Source organism: Vagococcus sp. WN80Y (assembly GCF_059621045.1).
Map to the genome: position 1 here is coordinate 40,950 of NZ_JCAQHY010000151.1, position 21,477 is coordinate 62,426.

The window sequence follows — 21,477 nt, forward strand, 5'->3', positions numbered from 1 at the left end:
AAGCATCACAGTATGTCTACTGGGGAGGCTTTTTTTAGTACATCATCTTAGTATTTAGAAGACTAAGAAATCTTTTAGATAACTAAATTATTATTTATACGATAACTGTAACTAAAAATAAGCTTAAAGAAAAGTAAAAAGCTTGGAAACCGTTATGACTGATCAATTAATAGGGACAGTTGTCATTAATCAGATGAGAATCATTTAAGGAATAGTAGAGACAAATATGAAGGAAGTGCCTCACATGAAAAGAAAAGCCTTTTTTTTATTATTAACCCTAACAGTTGTTGCTTTAGTTATTGTTTTTGCGACGCATGAGAAGGGAGAAAATGTTAAGGCGAAACCTGTCGCTGATACACCAATAGTCATAGATAAAAATACGAGTAATGCTTATACGCTTCCTTTTGATGGAGGGAAAGTGAAAGAACAAGAGCTACTTGATCAGAGTCCGATATTTGATGATTTTACCCAAGATTCGAATTTTTTATACTCAGTTAAAAAAACACCTTTAGGAGAAAGTTCGGTTCCGACTATTTCTATGTCAAGTGAAATAACGAATTCAACAGGAGAAGCTTATCAAACTGTTTATGGGAATATTATATTTACTCAAATGTTTAGTACCTATCCTTATGGCGCCGGTTATGTTTCAATAAACGCCACTAAAGTTGTACTAATGTCAGCTAAAGGTGAATTTTTAGATTCTAAATGGGTGTATAAAACGCCTGAACCAAATACGATGAACTCATCAGATGTTTATTATAACTATTTCGTTCAAAAGTCTGAAAATGAATTCTTAATGACTTATGCAGTTGGCGGTAGTCCAATTAATGTCACGATTTTTAAAGATAATAATGGAAAGTTAGAAATTCCAGCAGGTGGAGCCCATCAAAAGATTGATATTTCCTCTTATAACGTAGGTGGTCAGACTATTCAATCTCCTTTTATTGCCAACAACGGCTCAGTGTTTAAAGCAGGTGTTATTTATAAAAATGCGACTGAAAAAAAATATTTTCATTTGATTAATTATAAAAATGGCGGTGTGTTAGGCCAGTACAAGTTTGAAACAAGTGGGGAAGCTAATGGCTTTACAGTCCAAGGAGCAGAGTACGATCTAATTAATTCCGATATGATGGTCCCAATCTCTGATACTGAATATGTTGGAGCAGAAAGAGTTATGAGAGTATCGGGAACAACGACTTATTTAGTCAGGTGGACGATAAATCCAGCGACAAAAATTGCGACGAGAGATGTTATTACGACAGATGAATCGATAGGCATTGAGAGACGAATCAGTGATAAAGATACGATATATTTCACTAAAAAGAAAGAGAATGATCATAACGAATTATGGAAATATACAGTCAGTTCAAAAACAATTGAAAAATTATCCAGTTATCCGCTAGGAACGAACATCGCCTATATTAATTCGGGAACTGATATGTACACTTATATGGGACAAGTGGTTTCTTATTCGGATGCTTTTGATAAGTGGAGTGGGAGGAAAGCCGGGGTAGTTTTAGGGGCGATGGATAGTGAGTTTAATGTTCAGACCCTTGACACGATTGAGTTTGATTATGTAGGCGTGACAGGATCATATCGACCATCAACTCTACTGGATTTGGGGCAACAAAACTTTGTTGCTTTTGGTTCGTCAACGGCGGACGAGAAGCAGTTTGTTGACAAGGTCATTGCAGCTAATTATCCGGGTGATGCCACTATAGCTGGCGGGCGATGGCTTTCGCAAAATAAGAGTCCAGTGGCAGGAAACTCTGTTATTTCTTATTTAAGTATGAAAATGGACTATCCGCCAGTCATTAAAGCAACGGGGAATTTGATTATTGATGTAGAAGATCCAGACTTAGCTAATCCAACAATTGTTGATAATCTATTGCTGTCTGGTAATAAAACAGGCGACAGGTCTGGGGATAAGGCAGTTAAAGTCTACGATATGTTTGATCTACAGCATAGTCTTGATCCTAAAACACAAGAGTGGCTAGATGCTCGAATTAACCGAAATCCGTTGAATCCGACGTTGCCAATTGATTGGAAGACGCTAGGATTTAAACAAAATGAGACTGGCCCGCAATTGATTTCTTATTTTATTACAGATAGTCAAATGCAAACTACTACAACGTCTCGTTGGATAAATACGATAGATGATGAAACTGAATACGATAAAATGCAGACCGTTTTTCTTCGTGCACAAAATTTTGCTATTTCTAGAAATGATGTCGCGAACTTGACCGAAACATTAGCTCGAAGTCACGCTAAGACACGTGCTTGGTTAGGGACACCTGAAACTATGACAGATATTTACACAGAGGATATGCCTGACAAAGATTCTAATGGAAAAGTCACGGTTGATGCTACACAGCTAGCGGCGATCAAGGCCGCAACTGATAGAAAGTCTGCGAAGCCTTATCCGTTAGATATTACGTATAAGGAGAAACTTGCTGACGGGGCTGAAAAAAAAGTAAAAAATCGTGTATGGGTATTTGTTACAAACGATAATACAACAATAGAAAATGGGGTAGTTCTTTACGCAAATGATTTTACTCTACCGCTTAAAAAAGCAACAGAAGCGACTCCAGAGACATTATTGAAGTCAGCCAAATTTAAGCAAACTGAGCCTAGTGTGGTTGCGTATGATTATGTCGCTCAGCCACAGACAGTTAAGTCACTGACGCCATTTAGTAAAGGAAAAACAGACGGTGTTACCAAAGGTTTGTCAGCGGTTCAAGCAAGCGTGGATCAAGTAAAAGCCGCAACAACGGCAACTACTATTCCCAATTTTGAGTTTACTTACACCAACCCAGTGGATAACAAAATGACGAAGGTAAAGGTGACTGTTAATTTGGATGAATCTGATGAGTTTTGTTTTAAGTTAGAGAGAACTAAAGAAGAATTGAAAATAGTTGAAACTGTTATAGATGAAATAATGAATAATAAATATGAATCAATTGAATTTAGGCTACCTAAAAATTTAGTTATTAAAAATAGATTGACAATGACAATGCCAATAGGTTGGTTTGGATATGAAAATTCTTCTACTGAAGAGTATGATTCTTTTTCGTATTCAATGCAAGGAAACAATAGTATTCCAACTATCAAAAAGTTTTTAGAAGATATTCGTTTTGAAATCGAGTCACAAGTTGATCACCCTGGGGATATAAAAATCATTTTACATGAAAAAGTATATACTTCGTATGAGCATCCTGATGGAAAACGACATTATTATACTTTTGTATCAGGAGCAAGGTATTGGTTAGCAGCGTATAATGCAGCAAAAAAAATGACCTATCGGGGATTAACAGGATATATGGCAACTATTACATCCTTAGAAGAGCATAACTTTGTTTATGACAATATTGGAAAAGCATCTGGCTGGCTTGGAGGTACTAGAATATTACATGCATCGAATGAACAGATATTGGATGTATCTCCTATTTCAGAAAATGGTACTGCTTATAACTTAGTAGGTCCTCAGTGGTATTGGGCAAGTGGACCAGAAGCGGGGATGGTTTTTTTTGATAAACCAACTTTTGCAGAAGGTGGAAAAGCACCAGCTGGAGTTTATCAAGGATTTAATAATAGTGACTCTGGTGGCAAATATTCAGAACCTAATAGTGGGTCGATTTGGGGTTACGAAAATGTAGTTGAATTTGCGTACTCGGGTGTGAATACTAAATTATGGAATGATTTGAATATGTATGAATTGAACTTTAGAACAGGCTTTTATGTTGAATTTTCGGAATATAACAATCAAATAGAGGAAGAATATGATGAATATGATGTTTTTTGTGAAGCCAAAATCCCACAAAAGATTTACATCAAAGCACAAGATGATCAAGGAAATTCTTTAGCCAGTGGTGACCAAGTTTTGGAAAACAAATTGAGAATTAATAAAGTTCTGCCTTTTACTGCTACATCGATCACTAATTATGATTATGTGGAGCTAAAAGACTCTTCCAATATAGTCATCACGCCTGATGAATTTCATGTCGCAGGGACTAAGCAAGATGTCAGTGCTATCTACACTCGGATAACAGCTTACCTGCATCTTAAGCAGGTAGTGTTGGATAACCAAGCAGAGTTAGTTATTCCGACAACTGGAGCAGGCACTTTAGCAAATACCTCAACCTTAGGTGGAACGGTTATGGAGAAACTTCCGATAGATTATCTTACGCAACCTATGTATGCGTCAGTCTTTAAAGACGTAACCTATCAGGTGAAAACGACCAAACCTTATTATTTAATTGAGCCGATCATTCCTGAATATTATGTTGCAGATGGTTTTGTATTGACCACAACTAATGAGGCTCATACAACGGCAATGAAGCAATCAGGTTTGCCAAAATGGGACATCACTCAAGCGCCAGAAGTTTGGGTGACAGTATACTTGAAACCAAGTTTGGCTAGTGGAACGTCGCCTAAGTTTTATGGCTGGAATTACGGTCAGAATGAGACATATAAGGTTACCCCGTAGGAAGAAATAGTGATTAGAAACGGTAAAAGAGTAGGAGGACTTTGAGACGTGAAGAAGAAAAAGCAACGACGGTCGTCGGTACGTAAACAGCGACATTCAACTCCTAAAGTATTGCCACCGAGTCCGACTAAACGTCTATTAACGCTTATCTGGAATGTTACATTTTATATCTGTGTGATTGGGATATTTATCGGAGCGTTGTTATTTAATTTTAATGATTCACCTGATAAATCCTTTTATGGTTACCGATTTATGACGGTTAAAACTAACTCGATGGCACCCAATCCCAGTAAGCCTAAACTAAAAGGGGGATTTGTCGCTGGTGATTTAATCATCATCAAGCAAATTGACCCAGAATTGTTAACTAAGCATGACATTATTACCTTTTATCCGGTCAAAGGCAATAAGACTGCCTATTTAACTCATAGAATTATTGAGGTTGATACCCCTCTTGTCGGAAAAAGTGACGGTGAAGAATTATTAGGCTTAACCACTCAAGGAGATGCCAATACTGGGAAAGATTTGCCGATTCAAAAGTCTCAGGTAGTAGGGAAAGTCATTGGTCATGTGCCGGGGATTGGTCAAGGCATTCAGTTTATCCGTGATAAATTGGTGATAGTTTTAACCTTAATTTGTGTGGTTTTTGGCTTTAGTTTAACGCTGAAATACTACCTAAGCATCCCGAAATTCGAGGATAAAAAGCGCCGAGCACGGGCGTAAAATGTGCCAATAAATGAGGTATATGAGGGTTCCAATAGGAATCGTTAATATAAAAAAAGAAAACATAGGAGGTTTTTTTCGATGAACTTTTACGGAAAAAATAAGCAAAAGAAGAAAAAAGCTGTTGTAACATTGGCAGCACTCGCAGTCATTGCGATGATCGCTGGGACATTTGCCTGGACATCATACGTAGACTGGAAAAAGAACCACATGCAGTCCCGTGGATTTGAAACAGGGGAAGTCTCTATCGTGGAGCAGTTCCCAAATCCAGAAATCAAGCCCGGTGGCGAAATTAAAAAGGAAGTCGGCGTGGTAAATGCGTCAGACAGTAATGTGTTTATCCGTTTGTCATTTGAGGAGATGCTACATAAACTAGATCCTGCATCAGTCTTAAAAGATTATGCTAATTTAGTGGATGCGGGCTTCCCAGTGATTATTGATTCATCTGAATACACGAAAGTCAGCAGTTTATGGGAAGACAAGACAACTGATTTGAGAATTGATGGCGTGGCACCAGTCGCTCCAACCAATGGCGATATCGGCTACAAATTATATGTCAATGATGATAAACGTGCGTTGATTTATGTGAAGAAAACACCAGTTGCTTACTTCCCAACCCATTTCGAGTTTGACAATCCGGGCACAAAAGTACCTGTCTTCTCAGGATCATTTGCAGCAGATGATGCACAAGTGGCGCAAAAAGTAACAGGAACACCGTTAAAACAAGCAGATAACAGCTATACGTATACAACTCAAGGTCAAACAAGCCCAACAGGCGTTCCAGGGGACTTGAAATACTATGGTTACGGAAAAGAATCTGTCGCAAAAGTTGAAAATAACTGGGCAGGTAATTCAATCAAATTATCAGATACAACTTTAGTTGCGTCGAAACCAGCTGATCCAACAAAATCAGCGATTGATCCAACTATGATTTATGTAATGGGAAATGTTGGAACTGATGAGGCTAATATTGGAGCTAAGGATTGGTTCTATAACAAAGATGATGGTTACTTCTATTATACAAAGAAATTACCAGCAAGTACGACCACTGGTAGCACTGTTTTACAATCAATTCAAATTCCGCAAGACGATTCATATGGAATCTCAAGCTATGATTTGTGGATTGGCATGGAAGCTATTCCGTCATACTTAGCCGCAATGGAAGCAGCTGTTGATGATGCTCAAAGTGGCAAAGGGTCAGGCGGTTGGGGCTTAACGACAACCGATAAAATGTACACGTACTTCAAAGCAATCGCAGATGCGGAGTAAGCTTAGCTAAGTAATGGAGGAACAAGAATGATCAAAAAGAACTATTTGTCTCTTTTGGTCCTTATCAGCTTGTTCAGTCTCTTCGGTTGGGGCACTTCTGTTGATGCAACAGAAGTGCTACCACCAGGAGTGATAGTTGGGGATGATAGTGGCTTACAAGTAGGAGACGATGGCAAGTATTTCATTGAACACACAGATATTAAGCCGGGGCTGACTTTTGAGAAAGCAATCTCAATCAGTAATTATGCTCAAAAAGAAGGGACGTTTACCTTACGTCTTGATATGAAAGCAGATAAAGTCAGAGGCGAGGTTAATTTATTAGAAGCGATAAGTGTCAAACTATGGCTGGAAGACAAAGTTATCTATGAAGGAAATTTGGCAGGCATTAGCAAGCAGCAGAAAAATAGTTTGCCGATTGACTTAGGAGACTACGAGACAGGGACGACGCGTACGTTGAAAGCAGTCTTTACAGTGTCGGATGAGTATCCTGAAGAGAGCTGGAAAAAGGTCAATGATGCCGAGTTTTATTGGGTGTTCTATGCCAGTAATGAAACGGAGCCAACAATTGATTCTAGTAAACCAAAACCCGCACCAAAACCCAAGCCAAAGCTCTCTCCTTTTTTACCACAAACGGGAGAAGAATGGCGCTGGGCAGCAATTGGAGTTTTGATTGGCTTATGTGTGACGATGGTTAGTTTGATTGTGGCGAAAAAAAAGCAAGCTCGAACCAACTCATGATGCTTTAGAACCCTATCATGAGTTGAGTGAAGGATCATGTCATTCATTCAATTGATGATAGGGGTAGAAGGGAGGTCTAGTGTGACTAATAGACAGCGCAATGTGAAGCGAAAAGGATTGTCTTTACAAGAAAACAAACGGTTTTTTGGGGTATTCATGGGCTTATTAAGTCTTGTATTAGTGATTAATGCGACCTTTGCTTGGACGAGTTTTGCCAAGTGGCGAAAAAATCATATGCAGGGGAAAGAAGAACTTCTAGTTCCAACGATTGAAGTTCAGGGACAGCTAGGTGGTTTATTGACTCATCAAGCTCCATTGACTCCTGGGATAAAGGTGGCTAATACAGGCCAAGTTCCTGTGTTTATTAGAGTGAATTTAAAAGAAAGCATACTGACATTAGAAGTGGACACAGTGGACCAGACGGGGAATGGTCATTTAAAAACATACCCGGCATTGGAGGGGAAACCGAAAGTTTTATTAGACTATCCAACTACTTGGCAGGTTGGCGGACGTTATACACCAGACGAGGTGACCTACTATCAGACCGATACATTATCAAGCTATGTTTACCGAAAAGGACAGGAAAGTCGACCAACGGATTTGTCTTTTGTGAGTTATACATGGGGCGTAGTCGACCCTGTAACACCACCTGAGACAGGCTATTGGCTCTATCAGGAGGAAGTCGGTACTCAGACTGGCTACTATTATTATTCAAAATTGGTAGATCCGGGAGCTATGACGACTGTTTTAGTCGATCAGCTTGAGTTATCAGAGGCAGCACCGAATCGTCTAAAAGGTAGCTTACACCGATTAGATGTGACCGCAAATGCTGGTGAAGCAACGAACGGTGTTTACGGTCAGTGGCAGATACCAGAAAGTAGTGGTAATCCAGTTTATGATGCATTTGAGTATGAGTTATCCAGACGCTAAGGAAAGGGAGGCAAGACCGTGAAACGACAAAAATTTCCGCTAAAAACAGTCATCACCGTTGCTCTAAGCACGTATGTAATGTTTCTAAGTGTGATGTTTCCTGAAACGAATGCGTATTTGACTGAATCTGATCTTAAACGAACGAATCAGCAAGTAGGAGAGCTTCATGTTTTGCTAAAGGATTCTGGTACTGGCGGTACGACTTCTTTACCTGCTAATCAACGAGTTGAACGACGGGTAAGTGTTCAAAATAAAGGGACAGAAGCGATGTTTATTCGAGTGATGATCCAGCCGATTTTAGTTGATTCATTAAATCGTCAGAAATCGGTCAGCTCAGCTGAAGTTCTTGCAGATGTGACACAATCTGATTGGTTAGCTGGTGGGGACGGCTATTATTATTATTCAAAAAAATTGGAAACAGGTGCTTCTGGTGAAACTGCGCCGATTTTCACTCAGCTACAGGCCAGTTCAGGAATGGTGAGTGGGGATCAGTTGAAGCTTGTGATGAAAGTTGAAGCAATTACTAGCAAAGGCCACGCCTACCGTGAGGCATGGTGGCGAAAAACACCTGCTGTGACTGACGGACCATTGTATCAAGTCGATCAGATTTTAACAGGTCTGAAAGAGTGAAGAACGAAGGGAGGCCCTGGAATGAAGCTCGGGTATAGTAAAAATTCTTCGCCAACTACCAAGAGACAATTAATAGAGCTAGGGGCTGACAAAGTTTGGCAGGAAACGAGCCACCACCGTGAAAATTGGGCAGAACGTGTAGAGTTTCAGAACGTTTTGTCGACTGCTCAAAAGGGAGATACTGTTTTGATTCCGTCACTAGATGATTTGAGTGATTTACCAAGTGAGTGGCTCGTGATTTTGACTGATATGGAAGCCCGTCATCTTTACTTGGAGGTGGCCAGTTTTGCTCGCTTAACTTTAAAAGAGTGGCGCCAGTTGATGAGATGGATGAATAAAAGCGTTCAGTCCACAGGCAAAGGCTTGAAAATTATTTCAGTCGGACAGGAAAGTAAAGAAGAGAAGCGTAATTATCGGGCTTTTTCAAAAAATGAGAAGGGGCGAAAAGGCTATTGGGGGATTTTTAATGCCTTACTTCAAGATTATTCATTGAGACGAACGGCCAAGCTTTACAATGTTTCTCAAGCAACGGTTTATCGTATAAAGCAACAAATGATGCAAGTTAAGCATATTGGCTGGTTAGTAGGGACATTTTTGGTGACTCTCATCAGTCTGCAAATTGCTCGGCAGTATTCTGATAGTTGGCTTTTACAGTTGGTGATAGGTGCCGTAGCAACGGGCTCGATTATTTATTTCACCTATTCAGATACAACAGAATCGTAAAAAATAGTTGTTGGCAAAGAGTTCATTTTAGCAATATTATTGTCAGCCAACAAAGTGAAAGGGGAAGAGGACTGTGACACCAATCATTGGTTATACAGTGAAAACTGGCTGTAAGAATGAGCGTCACCGATTAATGACGGAGGGACAGTGTGAAAGAATCGTTGAGGCAGGGGAGAATCAGGATAATTTTGAGCAATTTGAAGCCTTTTTATTGGGACATAAAAAAGAGTTACTGGTAGTCGTCAATTTTCAAAGTATGGGGTTACAGGTGAGTCAATTACTCCCTTTATTAACACTGATTAAGCGAGAAAATATAGTACTGCGAGTGATTGAAAAAAACATTCCATCAGATACTCTTTATTTTGAATGGCTGTATGAGTTGGCACGTGATGAAAAAGCAATTATTAGTCGCCGAACACGCCAAGGGTTAAAAAAAGCTCATGCAAATGGCATTGTTAGTGGCAGGCCAACGATTAATGATGAAACGATTAGTAAGATTAAGAATCTGCACCGTGTTCAAAAGAAAACTCTGCGTGATATTTCAGTTGAGTGTGGGGTGTCTTTAGGAACGGTCCATAAATACGTAAAGTTAGCGTGAGTAAGTTTTTTTCTGAAAAGAAAACCAAAGGATATGAGTGAATAAGATGAAAAAGAAAATCATGTCATATAGAGAGTACAGTCAGTTAAAGAAAGCTTTAGAAGGCTTGAGCTGGGCATGGTATACCTATCAACAGAACTACCCTGAAGGCTGGTATAGCTTTAAATATCAGCCAATATTACGGCACATGGTGAAAGAAAAAGAGGAGCTACTGCTAAGTCAAGTAACTGTCAGGCGATTTCTAGGTTATGTGAAGCTACCGCGAGTAGTTTATGAAGAAATGAAAGAGTTGGCGGTTATTTACAACGAGTTGCAGGAGGTCTTGGTTTATCCGCCTTATGGGGCAGAAAGTGCGTATTTAAGTGAGTTGATCAAGCCTAAAATTGAAGGGAGAGAGGCTTAATGGCTAAGTATGGCTACGTTAGAAAAGGATTTCCAATGAATGAAACAGAGCAATTAGCAGGGCTTGTTAAATATGAGTGTGACGAGCTGTTTTTTGAAGGAGCCTCACTTGTTGAAGAGACGGAGTTAATGGTTCTACTAGCTAGATTGAATGATTTTGATCAAGTTGTGGTAATGAGTCTGCAAGTGTTTGGTAAAAGTCTTCGCCAATTGCAATCGATGATAGGGTTATTTAAAGAGAAGAAGATTCGATTGATCAGTGTTGAGGATGGCTTAGATACGCAGTCTGATCGCTTTTTTTATCCTTTTTTTGACTTGCTTGCAGAAACAGATAGCGACTGTAAAAGCGAACGAATGAAGCAAAAAATTAGGATGGCGCGCCAGATTGGTAAGCCAATAGGTCGTCCAACTTTAGATGAGAACACGATTGATCGGATCTCCTTTTTATATCATGATCAAAAGTGGTCTATGAGACGGATAGCGACAGAGTGTGAGGTCTCATTAGGGAGTGTTTATAAATATACTCAACAGGAAGAAACAATTCCTAGTGAAGCGTCATTAAGTTAAGGTCATTTTGAAGAGAAAGAAGATAGTAGATGGCAACTTATGGATATGTGCGACAAAAAAGACCATTACCGACTAACGATCAATTAAAAATTGTCTCAGATTATCAGTGTGAGACAATTTTTATTGAGCGGCTAGGAAAACGAGATGCTTATGCTCAGCTGATTGAAAAACTTGAAGCGGGGGATACGGTAGTAATAGCCAGTTTGCAAGTGTTTGGGCGCGAGGCGAGCGATATTTCACGTGTGTTAAGTCTCCTAAGGTGGAAAGAGGTACAGGTCATCAGTTGGAGTACTCAACTCCATTTAAATTATTATAAGCGGACAAACGGACTTTTGTAGAGGCTAAAAGTACTTTGAGCCTCTTTTAAAATAACAACTGATAAGACATGTAAAATAAATATTTGACAACCCTTTCTTAATATGATAAAGTCTAGGTACAGTTAGATACAGGAGTGTTACTGATACGATCAGGCACCACCAAGTCAATCACAACGTAGAAAAAGGAGTGCCTTTTTCTCGTAAATGTTAAATTGATGTTGGTGTTTTTTTATGCTTTTTTTAGGAGGGAATCAAATGCTGACAGTAATAAAATCATTGAATAATAACATTATTTTAGCTGTGACAGAAGCTGATGAAGAGTTAGTTGCATTTGGAACCGGAATTGGGTTTAAAAAGAAAAAAGGCGATAGAGTAGACCGAAGTCTAGCAAGTAAAATTTTTCAATCTGATGTGAATAGTCAAGTTAGTCAACTCTTAGAGGGCTTGACGCCTGAGCTGTTGGCAGTCACTGAGAAAATAGTTAATCTAGGTGAAACGACTCTTTCTAAGAAGTTAAATTCGTCTATTTTGTTTACTTTAGCTGATCATTTAAGATTTGCACTTGAGCGTAAGGCGCAAAACTTGGATATTGACAGTCCTTTTCAGTGGGAAATTCCTCATCTTTACTTCGAGGAATATGAGGTGGGTGAACGAGCCTTGGGAGTGATTCAAGAATCTCTGGGAGTGGCCTTGCCTAAGACTGAAGCGTCGTTTATTGCACTTCATTTGGTTAATGCCCAAATGGATAATCAAACTATGGGAGAAACGATCCAAGTCACAACAGTGACGAAGAATATTGTTAAAATTATCCAATCGTTATTCGAGGTTTCTTTGGATAAAACGACCATCAATTATTCGCGTTTTATTACTCACTTACGTTATTTTATTGCAAGACAACGAAGTAATGATATTAGTAAAGTTGAAATGGATGTTAGCTTAAAAGAAATTATTCAAGAGCGTTATATGAAGAGCTATGCTTGTGGTCTCATGATCAAAGAAATGTTGGAAAGAGAGTATGGCTGGAAAATTACTGAGGATGAATTAGTTTATCTAGTCATTCATATTGAACGAATTATTAAAGAGAATAAAAAAAATTAAATGTTTGCGTCAGGCGTGTCACTGAAAATAGGCATTAACCTAAGCAAAAATTTGCACAAGTAAAGAAAGTGGATTTACTGTGTAGATTTTTGTTTAGGTTATTTTTATACAGAAAAGTCATAATTGTAGTCGATTATGGTACCTAGTCGACTTAGATGCTTCACTAGCCTAAAGGAAAAAAAGGAGAAGAGCAATGGATAAAAAACAATTAGCAAAAGAGATCGTCGCACAAATGGGCGGTAGTGAGAATATTAATCAAAGCTGGCATTGTATCACTCGTTTGCGATTTAATTTTAAAGATAAAACAAAAATAAATGATGGTGCGATCAAACAATTAGAAGGTGTTTTAGGGGCTCAGTTTCAAAGTGGGCAATTTCAAATTATTATTGGTAACGAGGTTACCGCTGTGTATGATGAATTAGCTCGCTTGTTAGAGACTAGCGTAAGTGATGACGATCAGCCACAGGTGAAAGGAAATCTGATTGAACGAGTGTTAGACACGGTCTCAGGAATTTTTACCCCGCTACTACCTGCGATTACGGGGGGCGGTCTACTTAAAGGGGTTATGGCATTACTTGTCGCACTGAATTTGATGTCAGAAACAAGTTCTAATTACGAAATATTGACAGTGATTTCGGATGCTCCCTTTCATTTTTTACCCTTTCTAATAGCTTTTTCGGCGGCAAAACGATTTAAAACAGAAGCCTCTTTGGCGGTTACCTTAGCAGGAATTCTGATGTATCCAACATTGATGAATTATGCAGCTGGCGGTGAGGTTACTAGCTTGAAATTTATTGGAATGAGTATTCCTATGAATAGTTATGCTTCGTCAGTACTGCCGATTATATTAGGGGTATTATTACTTAGTTATGTTCATCGCTATATCAATAAACTAGTGCCAAAATCGCTAAAAATTATCTTTACGCCTTTATTGACCTTAATAATTACGGCGCCATTGACACTGATGTTTATTGCCCCACTTGGTAATTATATCGGTGTTTATTTAGAACGTTTCTTTGCTACTCTATTTGAGGTGGCAGGTCCTTTTGCCGGTTTGTTGATGGGGGGATTGATGCCTCTTATTGTTATCACGGGTATGCACTATGCGTTCTTTCCAAGTACATTTGCCAGCTTTGACAAGGTTGGTTATGACATCATGTTATTGCCAATGAATTTAGTGGCTAACTTGGCACAAGCAGGAGCGGTCCTAGGAGTTTTACTAAAGACGAAGAATCAGAAAATGAAGCAATTGTCATTTTCAACCTTGATACCTGCTGTATTTGGAATTACTGAACCGGCCATTTATGGTGTGACGATGAAGCTAAAAAAACCTTTTTATGCTAGTTTGGCTGGTGGAGCTGCTGGTGGGGCAATTTATGGACTATTCCATGTTAAAACCTTTGCTTTTGCAGTACCAGGTATTATGGCGTTGCCGTCTTATATTGAAAAAGGAACATCTAATTTTCTGATAGCGTTGATTGGGATTGGCGTTAGTTTTGCTGTTTCATTCGTGGTGACGTTGTTATTAAAATTTGATGATGAGCAAGAAAAAGTGGCTGTTGTCGTACCACGTGAATCGGTGACAAAAGCTATGGCTAGTGAGCAGCCGATTGAAGTATTAAGCCCGCTAACAGGACGAATTCAACCACTTGAAACGGTGCCAGATGCCACTTTTTCAGAAGGGATGGTTGGCAAGGGCGTTGCTATAGTACCGACAGAGGGAATAGTGAAGGCACCATTTACTGGCGAGGTGATGATGGTGACTCCGACGAATCACGCGATAGGATTACGATCTGATGATGGCGTTGAGGTCCTTATTCATATTGGGCTTGAAACGGTGGAGTTACAAGGGCAGGGCTTTGAGCTGTTTGTGACAGATGGTCAAAAAGTAAGCTTAGGTGATCCGTTGATAGGCTTTAATTTGGCTGAACTAGTCGCAAAAAACTATAACATGATTAGCCCTGTTATTGTAACAAATGCTGCGCAATATCTTGATGTGATACACACCGCTGAGGCAGTGGTAGCAGCAGGTGAAACTAAATTATTAATGTTAATCAATTAAGCCGTATTAGAAGAAATAAAGAGTCGTAGACTTTTATTAATAAATGAAATCATTAGGAGGAAATAAGCATGATAAACAACGTAAAAACAGGTTTTCCAGAAGGCTTTTTATGGGGTGGTGCTACAGCAGCTAATCAAATAGAAGGAGCATTTGATGAAGGGGGAAAAGGGTTATCAACCTCAGATTTGGCAGCATATAAAGATCCATATGCTAAAGGCGCGGTGGATAATTTTACATTTAATGTTAGTTCAAAAGAGTTGAGTGAATATACGGAGCATCCAGAAAAATATTTATTCCCTAAACGGTGGGGAATTGATTTTTATCACCGTTATCAAGAGGACATCGCGCTATTCGCAGAAATGGGCTTTAAAACCTTTAGAATTTCAATTTCTTGGGCGCGTATTTTTCCGACAGGATTGGAAACTGAACCGAATGAAGAAGGCCTTGCTTTCTATGATAAGGTGTTTGATGAATGTGCTAAATACGGAATTGAACCTCTTGTGACCATGTCTCATTATGAGATGCCAATTGAATTGACAAAAAAATACAATGGCTGGGTTAGCCGTGAATTGATTCCACTGTTTGAACGTTATGCTCGGGTCTTATTTGAACGATACGGGGGGAAAGTTAAGTATTGGATTACATTCAATGAGATGAATATGAATTTGAATAGCCTATATACTGGGGCAGGAACGTTAACTGATAAGCTTGATAATCTGTTAGAAGCGACGTATCAAGCGTCTCACCATCAGTTTATCGCAAGTGCCTTAGCAGTCAAGCTGGCCCATGAGCTAATGCCGACTGCTAAAATCGGCTGTATGATTAATCAGATTGAGTCCTATGCTAAAACAACAAAACCAGAAGATCAGTTACAAGCATTAAAATCCAATCAATTGAATATGTTTTATCCTGATGTCCAAGCTCGTGGCGCTTATCCCACTTATATGACGCGCTATTTCGCTGATAATCAGTTGACTATTGTGATGGAGGAGGAAGATGAGGCTATCTTGAAGGCAGGAACAGTTGATTTTGTGGCTATTAGTTACTATATGACTCATGTGACAGAAGCTCGTCCAGATGCAGCTAAGCTTGCAGGCTCATTTGATAGTCCGATTAAAAATGAATTCTTGGAGTTGTCACAATGGGATTGGCCAATTGATCCGATAGGGTTGCGAATCTCATTGATGAAGCTGTATGATCGTTATGAGTTGCCGCTATTCGTTTGTGAAAATGGTTTGGGAGCCAAGGATAGTATATCTGAAGATGGTAAAATTCATGATGATTACCGAATTGATTACATCAAGAAGCATGTGGAGCAAATGAAGGAAGCGATTATCGATGGTGTTGATTTAATGGGATATACCACTTGGGGCTGTATTGATTTGATAAGTTGTGGCACGTCTCAGATGAGTAAGCGTTACGGTTTTATCTATGTGGATCAAGACGATCAGGGAAATGGAAGCTTAGACCGTACTCCTAAGGACTCTTTCTATTGGTACAAGGAAGTTATTGCTTCTAACGGGGAGAATCTAGGCTAAGGAGGTTAGAAATTAGTTTGTAAGAATTTGGAGAAATTTTATGGGGAAAATAATTTTTATAGATGTGGATGGGGCCTTGTGTGATTCAAGAAAGCAGCAATTAATTTAGATAAATAAAATAGCCTGAGAGAGGAGTGACCTTTCTCAGGCTATTTACGTTATTTTCCTTGTTCTAAGTAAGTCATATCATTAACGCTTAAGACCTCAAATTGTCCTTTGTGGTAACGAACCTTTGAAATGCTGCCATTTTCAAGCTGAGGGTAAACGGGTTGCTTGGAAACAAGTGAAAGAAAATGAGAGATGGTTAAACCATGAGTGACAACTAAAACGTGGCCAGCTTCCTTTTCAGCAATATCTGTTATTCCTGTTAGAATTCGTTTTTCGATGAGTTCATATGGTTCAGCCCAGCCACGTTCATCTAAATCAAAAATTGCCTCAGCGATTTGCTCGTAAGAAGGGGATTCTGCCATCATGTCAGCGGCATGCTCAAAACCAGCTCGGTTTGCCATCATTTGCATCCAAGTGGCTTCTAATTCACCTTCAAAGCTGCCAAAGCTCCATTCTCTGATTCTAGGATCGCAATGATGAGCGATGGTGGCTTGTCTATCTAAAATTAACTGTGTTGTCTCTTGAGCACGACCACTATCGCTAGAATAGGCGACAGAAAAAGGAATATCCTTTAGTCCTTTACTCAAGTAAGTGATGCTTTTGCGTCCTTCAGGTGTTAACGGAGCATCAGCCCAGCCTTGGACTCGCTTAGTTGCGTTAAGCATGGTCTGACCATGTCTTGTTAGGTAAAGTATTGTTTCAGAATTCATTTACTCAGTCACATCCTTTATCTGTTAGTTACTATAACTATAGCATAAATCGTTGATTTTACGAGCAATTATTCTAAGTGACCAATGTTAAGAATGATTAAATTTATCTAAAACTATTGATTTTTAATAAGACGTCATATATATTGTGTTTATCAACAATAATACGTCTTATTGAAGAATGGAGAGTTTCTAATGAGCCAACAGGTCTTTCAGTTTCACGAAGGTAATGCCTCTATGAAGGAAATTTTAGGAGGGAAGGGCGCTAATTTAGCGGAGATGGTAAGTCTTGGTTTACCCGTTCCTCCAGGTTTTACTATAAGTACAGGTGCTTGTATGACTTATTTAAATCAGCAGGAGCAGTTATCTCAAGAATTGCAGCAAGAGGTATTAGGGGCTTTAAAGGAGTTAGAGGTCGCTCATGGGAAAAATTTTAATGACAGTCATGATCCGTTGCTAGTGTCTGTGCGAAGTGGTTCAGTTTTCTCAATGCCGGGGATGATGGACACTATTTTAAATTTAGGGCTTAATGATCAGACCGTTGAGGCACTGGCTCAAAAAACAGGAGATGCGCGCTTTGCTTATGATTGCTATCGCCGATTGTTGCAGATGTTTGGTGATGTGGTTTACGGGATTGATAAAAATCGCTTTGAACAATACTTAGATTACTTGAAGGATCAATATGAGTACCAATCAGATACAGATTTGACTGCAGAGGATTTAAAGCAAGTGGTTCGGGCGTATCAAGATATTTATCAAGAAACGATTCATCAAGCGTTTCCGCAAGAGCCATTGACACAACTCTTTTTGGCGATTGAAGCCGTATTTAGATCGTGGAATAATCATCGGGCAATTGTTTACCGCAATTTGAATGGTCTGCCTCATGATTTAGGGACAGCAGTTAATATTCAGACGATGGTTTTTGGAAATAGTGGCGAAAATAGTGGGACAGGTGTTGCTTTTACGCGTCATCCTGCAACAGGCGATAATCAGTTATTTGGCGAATTTTTACTGAATGCTCAGGGAGAAGATGTGGTAGCCGGGATTCGTACGCCAGAGCCTATTAGTCAATTGGCTGACAGAATGCCAGAGGTGTTTCAGACTTTTCAACAAACAGCGATGTTATTAGAAAAACACTATGCTGATATGCAGGATATTGAGTTTACAATTGAAGAGGGCGTTCTGTATTTTTTACAAACACGTAATGGAAAACGAACGGCGAGAGCCTCTTTTCAAGTGGCTCATGACCTTGCCGTTGAAGGGATTATTTCAAAGGAAGAGGCGCTATTACGAATTCAGCCAGAGATGATTGATCAATTGCTACACCCGATTTTTACATTAGACGGGTTGAAACAGGCAGCAGAAATTGGCCATGGCCTACCAGCGAGTCCTGGTGCGGCTACAGGAATGGTCGTTTTTGATACTCAAACGGCGAAAAAGTATGTGTCTGAGGGAGAGAAGGTGATCCTTGTTCGTCAAGAAACATCGCCAGAGGATGTGGAGGCGATGAGCATTAGTCAGGCAATTGTGACGAGTCGTGGCGGGATGACCTCTCATGCTGCAGTGGTTGCGCGCGGTATGGGAACATGTTGTGTCGCTGGTTGTCAGGATTTAGAGGTAAATGAGACAGTTAGAACCATCCGTTACGGTGAGGGGCTACTTAAAGAAGGGGATATTATTTCAGTCGATGGAAGTCATGGAATTATTTATCTCGGCGCTGTTGAGACTGAGCGCAGTGAAGAAAGCCAGGTCTTCCAAGAATTAATGCAGTGGGCTGATCAGGTTGCTACGATGAAAGTGAGGGCGAATGCTGAAACCACTCAAGATATGACCGCTGCCTTTAAGTTTGGGGCAACGGGCATTGGGTTAGCTCGAACGGAGCATATGTTTTTTGAAGGATCGAGCTTAAAGGCCATGCGTCAATTGATTTTAGCAGAAACTCTCGAGGAACGCCGAGCACCATTAAAAACCCTGTTAAGTGTTCAAACAGAAGATTTTCGCTCACTCTTTCAAGTGACACAGGAACGTGGAATTGTGATTCGTCTGCTTGATCCGCCTTTACATGAGTTTTTACCGCATACTGAAAAAGAAGAACGTGAATTAGCAAAAGAATTAGAGATGGATGTCTTGACCTTACAAGCTCGCGTTAGAGATCTACATGAGACGAATCCAATGCTAGGTCATCGTGGGTGTCGTCTTGGCGTGACCTTTCCTGAAATATATGAAATGCAGGTTGAAGCGATTATTCGCAGTAGTTGTGAGTTAGCCAAAGCGGGTGTGAAGGTTGAGCCAGAAATCATGATTCCTCTGGTTGGCGTTAAAGCGGAATTAGAGCGTTTAAGAGGCATATTGATTGCTGTTATCGAGCGTGTATTCGCTGAGGAACAACAAGAAGTTAATTACACAATTGGGACGATGATTGAGTTGCCACGGGCTTGCCTGATTGCGGATCAGCTAGCGGAAACAGCAGAATTCTTTAGTTTTGGAACAAACGATCTTACACAAATGACGTACGGTTATTCTCGTGATGATGCCGGAAAATTTATTACTCATTATCAAAGAGAGGGACTTTTACCACTCGATCCATTCCAACAGGTAGATATAGAAGGGGTTGGTCAATTAATGCAGATGGCAGTTAAAAAGGGGCGCGAGACTAAACCAAATCTGAAAATTGGGGTCTGTGGGGAAGTTGGCGGCAATCCTGAATCTATCGCCTTCTTCCAAGAAATTGGCTTAGATTACGTCTCATGCTCTGCTTACAGGGTACCGATTGCTCGTTTAGCTGTGGCACACGCTGCCATACGGGAGAAGAGAGCCTAGTTTTAAAGAAAATTCTCTCTCATAAAATAGGTTGTTTTAAATCTAATACGATCATTATGACTCTTTTATATTCTTTTTAAGTTTTTAATAAAGCTATTGTAATTGAATGATACGTCTTATATAATGTAATTATTAACTAATAAGACGAGGGATTAACATGGAGCTATCAGAAAGACAGAAAAAAATTATTAAGATAGTCAAAAGTAACGAACCCATTAGTGGCGATAAGATTGCGGAGAAGCTAGGGTTAACTAAGCCGACCTTAAGAAGCGATTTATCCCTTTTGACTATGACAGGGATACTTGATGCACGACCTCGAGTTGGTTATATTTATTCGGGTCAGACGATTGAACCTTTGCTTTACGAAGAGTTATTCCACCTAAAGGTCCAAGAAATCATGGTTCCACCAGTCTTTATTAAACAAGGGACGTCCATTCAAGATGCAATAACGGATCTATTTATGCATAATACAGGCAGTCTCTATGTAATTGATGATGAAGGAGATTTTGTTGGCCTCTTGTCTCGTAAGGATTTATTGCGAGCAACTGTTAATAATGGCAATATTAGTCAGACACCTGTTGCGATGATTATGACAAGGGTGCCTAATATCATCACCATTACGCCGAAAGAACGAATCATTGATGCTGGTTATTTAATTATTCATCAGCAAGTTGATTCCTTGCCCGTAGTGGAAGCAGAGGGCAGTTCAAAAGTAATTGGCAAAATATCTAAAAGTAAGTTATTAAGCCATTTTGTAGCTGCTGGTTACGAAGTCGAAAAAAATAAAGAAGAATAAAAGAGGAATGAAAAAAATGACGAAAGCAAACCTATTTATTGTCTCAGACTCTGTTGGTGAGACTGCCCAGAAAGTTATCTCCGCCGTAATGGCACAATTTCCCGAGATTGATGAAACGGATATTCGGCGATTTCCTTTTATTAATAATGAAGCCGATCTAACCAAGATTTTAGCAGATGCATTAAAGGAACGAGCAGTAGTTGTAGCAACGCTTGTGAGTCGCGATTTGGTTAAAGTATTAGAGGCATTTGCTGCTCGAACAGGGCTTGATTATGTGGACTACATGACACCTTTAACTGAGTTGATTCAAGGGAAGACTGGGATTATTCCTAACGAGGAGCCAGGTGCTCTTCACAAATTAAATCAAGAATACTTTAATCGGGTGGCTGCTATCGAATTTGCGATAAAATATGATGATGGGAAGGATTCCCGTGGCTTCAAACAATCAGACTTTGTTATTTTAGGTGTATCTAGAACCTCAAAAACCCCTCTAAGCATGTATCTAGCTAATAAGAGTTATAAAGTGTCTAACTTGCCATTGATTCCAGAAGTTCCCTTACCAGAGGAATTACTGGATATCCCAGCAGAAAAAATTATTGGCTTAACCGCAGATCCAGAACGGATTTTGACGATTAGACAATCTCGCTTAAATGGTTTAGGACTTAGTGGCGAGTCTAAATATGCTAACATCGAACGGATTAAAGAAGAAATTCAATATGCAGAGGATGTTTTCAAGAAGCTTAACGCTCAAGTGGTTGTAGTGGATGATAAAGCAGTTGAAGAGACGGCGGCGATTATCGAAGGCTTCCGACGCCAATAACAGAATTTGAAATAAGTATAGCGAGAAGAAGAGCTTGGGACATAAGTCTAAACGAAAAATCCAGATACCAGTCAAATTGATTGGCATCTGGATTATTTTGTTGTACAAAAATAAGAACACTTTTGCTAAAATAAAAGTAACCAAACAA

The 21,477-nt window shown here is 39.5% G+C and carries 18 protein-coding genes; 17 read left to right on the forward strand and 1 reads right to left on the reverse strand.

Features of this window, described 5'->3' with window-relative positions; genetic code table 11:
- Nucleotides 1–244: 244 nt before the first annotated feature.
- From AC5KOD_RS11380 to AC5KOD_RS11445, 14 genes are all read left to right on the forward strand, one after another.
- Complete coding sequence (locus AC5KOD_RS11380) at nt 245–4,486, forward strand: C-type lectin-like domain-containing protein (protein ID WP_496914680.1); 4,242 nt, start codon at nt 245–247, stop codon at nt 4,484–4,486.
- Between the two features lie 48 nt (nt 4,487–4,534).
- Nucleotides 4,535–5,206, forward strand: a complete 672-nt coding sequence (locus tag AC5KOD_RS11385) for a S24/S26 family peptidase (protein ID WP_496914681.1) — start codon at nt 4,535–4,537, stop codon at nt 5,204–5,206.
- A gap of 81 nt (nt 5,207–5,287) precedes the next feature.
- Entirely contained in the window at nt 5,288–6,475 is a 1,188-nt protein-coding gene (locus AC5KOD_RS11390) for a hypothetical protein (RefSeq protein ID WP_496914682.1), read from the forward strand.
- Nucleotides 6,476–6,502: 27 nt separating this feature from the next.
- On the forward strand, nt 6,503–7,213 hold the full coding sequence (locus AC5KOD_RS11395) for a hypothetical protein (RefSeq protein ID WP_496914683.1): 711 nt from the start codon (nt 6,503–6,505) through the stop codon (nt 7,211–7,213).
- A gap of 81 nt (nt 7,214–7,294) precedes the next feature.
- Nucleotides 7,295–8,143: a hypothetical protein gene (locus AC5KOD_RS11400; RefSeq protein ID WP_496914684.1), complete on the forward strand. Its 849-nt coding sequence runs from the start codon at nt 7,295–7,297 to the stop codon at nt 8,141–8,143.
- 18 nt (nt 8,144–8,161) lie between these two features.
- A complete protein-coding gene (locus AC5KOD_RS11405; protein WP_496914685.1) occupies nt 8,162–8,773 on the forward strand; it encodes a hypothetical protein in 612 nt (203 codons plus the stop codon).
- Nucleotides 8,774–8,794: 21 nt separating this feature from the next.
- Nucleotides 8,795–9,496, forward strand: a complete 702-nt coding sequence (locus AC5KOD_RS11410; RefSeq protein ID WP_496914686.1) for a recombinase family protein — start codon at nt 8,795–8,797, stop codon at nt 9,494–9,496.
- A 73-nt stretch (nt 9,497–9,569) separates the two neighbouring features.
- On the forward strand, nt 9,570–10,094 hold the full coding sequence (locus tag AC5KOD_RS11415; RefSeq protein WP_496914687.1) for a recombinase family protein: 525 nt from the start codon (nt 9,570–9,572) through the stop codon (nt 10,092–10,094).
- A 46-nt stretch (nt 10,095–10,140) separates the two neighbouring features.
- Nucleotides 10,141–10,497, forward strand: coding sequence for a hypothetical protein (locus tag AC5KOD_RS11420; RefSeq protein ID WP_496914688.1), 357 nt, complete (start codon nt 10,141–10,143; stop codon nt 10,495–10,497).
- Nucleotides 10,497–11,063 carry a recombinase family protein gene (locus AC5KOD_RS11425; RefSeq protein WP_496914689.1) on the forward strand — a complete coding sequence of 189 codons (567 nt, stop codon included), beginning with the start codon at nt 10,497–10,499 and terminating at the stop codon, nt 11,061–11,063. The genes AC5KOD_RS11420 and AC5KOD_RS11425 overlap by 1 nt, the downstream gene beginning before the upstream one ends.
- Before the next feature lie 29 nt (nt 11,064–11,092).
- Nucleotides 11,093–11,401: a recombinase family protein gene (locus AC5KOD_RS11430; RefSeq protein ID WP_496914690.1), complete on the forward strand. Its 309-nt coding sequence runs from the start codon at nt 11,093–11,095 to the stop codon at nt 11,399–11,401.
- A 234-nt stretch (nt 11,402–11,635) separates the two neighbouring features.
- Nucleotides 11,636–12,478 carry a PRD domain-containing protein gene (locus tag AC5KOD_RS11435; RefSeq protein WP_496914691.1) on the forward strand — a complete coding sequence of 281 codons (843 nt, stop codon included), beginning with the start codon at nt 11,636–11,638 and terminating at the stop codon, nt 12,476–12,478.
- A gap of 193 nt (nt 12,479–12,671) precedes the next feature.
- The gene (locus AC5KOD_RS11440) at nt 12,672–14,540 is read left to right on the forward strand and encodes a beta-glucoside-specific PTS transporter subunit IIABC (protein ID WP_496914692.1); all 1,869 of its coding nucleotides are present in this window, start codon (nt 12,672–12,674) and stop codon (nt 14,538–14,540) included.
- A 68-nt stretch (nt 14,541–14,608) separates the two neighbouring features.
- A complete protein-coding gene (locus tag AC5KOD_RS11445) occupies nt 14,609–16,078 on the forward strand; it encodes a glycoside hydrolase family 1 protein (RefSeq protein WP_496914693.1) in 1,470 nt (489 codons plus the stop codon).
- A 158-nt stretch (nt 16,079–16,236) separates the two neighbouring features.
- Here AC5KOD_RS11445 and AC5KOD_RS11450 read toward each other — a convergent pair whose 3' ends face one another.
- On the reverse strand, nt 16,237–16,896 hold the full coding sequence (locus AC5KOD_RS11450) for a histidine phosphatase family protein (RefSeq protein WP_496914694.1): 660 nt from the start codon (nt 16,894–16,896) through the stop codon (nt 16,237–16,239).
- Between the two features lie 192 nt (nt 16,897–17,088).
- Here AC5KOD_RS11450 and ppdK point away from each other — a divergent pair, with 192 nt between their 5' ends.
- The 3 genes from ppdK to AC5KOD_RS11465 all read left to right on the forward strand — a co-directional run bounded on the left by ppdK (nt 17,089) and on the right by AC5KOD_RS11465 (nt 21,329).
- On the forward strand, nt 17,089–19,713 hold the full coding sequence (ppdK, locus tag AC5KOD_RS11455; protein WP_496914695.1) for a pyruvate, phosphate dikinase: 2,625 nt from the start codon (nt 17,089–17,091) through the stop codon (nt 19,711–19,713).
- Between the two features lie 157 nt (nt 19,714–19,870).
- Nucleotides 19,871–20,509 carry a helix-turn-helix transcriptional regulator gene (locus AC5KOD_RS11460; RefSeq protein ID WP_496914696.1) on the forward strand — a complete coding sequence of 213 codons (639 nt, stop codon included), beginning with the start codon at nt 19,871–19,873 and terminating at the stop codon, nt 20,507–20,509.
- 16 nt (nt 20,510–20,525) lie between these two features.
- Complete coding sequence (locus AC5KOD_RS11465) at nt 20,526–21,329, forward strand: pyruvate, water dikinase regulatory protein (protein ID WP_496914697.1); 804 nt, start codon at nt 20,526–20,528, stop codon at nt 21,327–21,329.
- Nucleotides 21,330–21,477: the final 148 nt, after the last annotated feature.

Bases quoted from the DNA above. Each gene is read 5' to 3' on its own strand.
- AC5KOD_RS11380 (WP_496914680.1), top strand. From the start codon at position 245: ATGAAAAGAAAAGCCTTTTTTTTATTATTAACCCTAACAGTTGTTGCT.
- AC5KOD_RS11390 (WP_496914682.1), top strand. From the start codon at position 5,288: ATGAACTTTTACGGAAAAAATAAGCAAAAGAAGAAAAAAGCTGTTGTA.
- AC5KOD_RS11395 (WP_496914683.1), top strand. From the start codon at position 6,503: ATGATCAAAAAGAACTATTTGTCTCTTTTGGTCCTTATCAGCTTGTTC.
- AC5KOD_RS11410 (WP_496914686.1), top strand. From the start codon at position 8,795: ATGAAGCTCGGGTATAGTAAAAATTCTTCGCCAACTACCAAGAGACAA.
- AC5KOD_RS11420 (WP_496914688.1), top strand. From the start codon at position 10,141: ATGAAAAAGAAAATCATGTCATATAGAGAGTACAGTCAGTTAAAGAAA.
- AC5KOD_RS11425 (WP_496914689.1), top strand. From the start codon at position 10,497: ATGGCTAAGTATGGCTACGTTAGAAAAGGATTTCCAATGAATGAAACA.
- AC5KOD_RS11430 (WP_496914690.1), top strand. From the start codon at position 11,093: ATGGCAACTTATGGATATGTGCGACAAAAAAGACCATTACCGACTAAC.
- AC5KOD_RS11435 (WP_496914691.1), top strand. From the start codon at position 11,636: ATGCTGACAGTAATAAAATCATTGAATAATAACATTATTTTAGCTGTG.
- AC5KOD_RS11440 (WP_496914692.1), top strand. From the start codon at position 12,672: ATGGATAAAAAACAATTAGCAAAAGAGATCGTCGCACAAATGGGCGGT.
- AC5KOD_RS11445 (WP_496914693.1), top strand. From the start codon at position 14,609: ATGATAAACAACGTAAAAACAGGTTTTCCAGAAGGCTTTTTATGGGGT.
- AC5KOD_RS11450 (WP_496914694.1), bottom strand. From the start codon at position 16,896: ATGAATTCTGAAACAATACTTTACCTAACAAGACATGGTCAGACCATG.
- ppdK (WP_496914695.1), top strand. From the start codon at position 17,089: ATGAGCCAACAGGTCTTTCAGTTTCACGAAGGTAATGCCTCTATGAAG.
- AC5KOD_RS11460 (WP_496914696.1), top strand. From the start codon at position 19,871: ATGGAGCTATCAGAAAGACAGAAAAAAATTATTAAGATAGTCAAAAGT.
- AC5KOD_RS11465 (WP_496914697.1), top strand. From the start codon at position 20,526: ATGACGAAAGCAAACCTATTTATTGTCTCAGACTCTGTTGGTGAGACT.